General features: G+C 74.2%; 2 protein-coding genes. Both read left to right on the top strand.

Annotation, left to right across the window (positions count from 1 at the left end; translation table 11 throughout):
• Positions 1–1104 (top strand): CehA/McbA family metallohydrolase (locus tag VGH85_05365; GenBank protein HEY2173224.1); only part of this gene is annotated, 1104 nt, incomplete at its 5' end.
• A 37-nt stretch (positions 1105–1141) separates the two neighbouring features.
• A partial coding sequence (locus VGH85_05360; GenBank protein ID HEY2173223.1) for an inositol monophosphatase family protein occupies positions 1142–1915 on the top strand: 774 nt, incomplete at its 3' end.

Below are 1915 nucleotides of genomic sequence, written 5' to 3'. Positions count from 1 at the left end.
CTCGAGGTCACCCTGAGCTACGACCGGGACGCCGGCGTGCTCGACCTCGGCTGCCTCGACCCGACCGGCTTCCGCGGAACGTCCGGCGGCGCCCGCGACCGGTTCGTCATCGGTACGACGGCCGCGACACCGGGCTACCTGCCCGGCCCGCTCCCGGGCGGCACCTGGCAGGTCATGTTGGGTCTGCACCGGATCCCGGCCGCCGGACTGCCTTACGAAGTGACCGCCCGTGGCGGCGCGGTGCGCATCGACCAGCCGGCCGCACCACCGCCGACGCCGGAGCGGCCACCGGGCCGGGACCTGCCCGCACCGGCCGGGATGCGCTGGCTCGCCGGCGACCTGCACGCGCACACGCTGCACTCCGACGGCTCCCGGACGATCGACGAGCTCGCCTGCCTCGCCGTCGCCGCCGGCCTGGACTTCCTGGCCGTCACCGACCACAACACCACCAGCCATCACCCTCACCTCGCGGCGGTCGGTGCCCGACACGGGATCACCCTGCTACCCGGCCAGGAGGTGACGACCGACACCGGCCACGCCAACGTCTTCGGCGACGTCGGCTGGATCGACTTCCGCGAGCCGGCACAGGCGTGGGTCGACACGGCCGCGGCTCGCGGCGCGCTGATGTCGATCAACCATCCGCTCGCCGGTGACTGTGCCTGGCGTCAGCCGCTGGACCGGAGGCCGCCGCTCGCCGAGGTCTGGCACTGGAGCTGGCTCGACACCCGGTGGGGCGGTCCGGTGGCGTGGTGGGAGGCATGGGGCCTGGACGTCGTACCCATCGGCGGCAGCGACTTCCACGACCCGGCCCAGGGCCGCTCGCCCGGCTCGCCGACCACCTGGGTGCTGTGCGAGGACGACGGTGTCGACGCGGTGCTGGCCGGGCTGACGGCCGGTCGGACGGCAGTGGCGGCCGGTCGGGAGGCGCCGGTGCTGCTGCGCGTCGGCGACGAGCTGATCGCGCTGGGCGCGGACGGCACGCTGCTCGTCGGCCCCGACGGTCGGCGGCGCCCGGTGCACGGCGACCGGTTCAGTGTCGGCGCCACCGCGGGCCCGCACCGGTTGGACACCCACGACGGCGGAACGATCGCCCTCTGCACCTGATCGCCCGACCGAAGAGGACCGAGGAAGCAGGTAGCACGTGCTGACGGACACCGACGTCGATCGGTTGCTCGCCTTCGCCGAAGAGCTCGGCGGGTGGGCGATCGACCGGATCAGCGCGCACCGGCCGACGCAGGTGACGACCAAGACGGGGCCGGCCGACCTGGTCACCGAAACCGACCGCGAGGTCGAGACCCACGTACGTGCCGAGATCTCGGCCCGCTGGCCTGGACACCAGATCGTCGGTGAGGAACTCGGCGCGAGCGCTCCGTCCGCCGCCGGCGAGGTCTGGTACGTCGACCCGGTCGACGGCACAACGAACTACGCGCACGGGTTGCCGTGGACGTCGTTCAGCCTGGCCCTCGCCGACCCGTCCGGGCCGGTCGTCGCGGTGGTCGCCGACCCCGACCGGCGCGAAATCTTCAGCGCGGCGCGCGGTCGCGGGGCGCGGTGCAACGGCGAGCCGGTCCGCTGCTCACGGGCGACCGATCTGGCCGGCGAGGTCGTGCTCACCGAGTGGGCCGGGCACCGGCCGTGGCCGGGGATGGAGCAGATGCTCGCGACACTGTCCGCGGCCCAGGTCAGCACCCGGATCATGGGCTCCTCGGCGCTGTCGCTGGCCGCTGCCGCGGCAGGTCGGGCCGCGGGAGTGGTGCTGGGCAGCTTCAACACCTGGGACGTTCTGGCCGGCGTACTCATCGCGCAGGAAGCCGGGGCGCGGCTCGTGGGCCGCGACGGCGGAGCTCTCCCGGCCGTGCCGGACGACTCTGTTCCGGGACTCCTCGCCGCCGGACCCGCGGTGGCCGAGCAGATC

This window comes from Mycobacteriales bacterium (genome assembly GCA_036497565.1).
Classification (GTDB): domain Bacteria; phylum Actinomycetota; class Actinomycetes; order Mycobacteriales; family QHCD01; genus DASXJE01.
The sequence above is the reverse complement of the archived record's forward strand: the minus strand, read 5'-3'. Positions and strand labels throughout refer to the sequence as shown.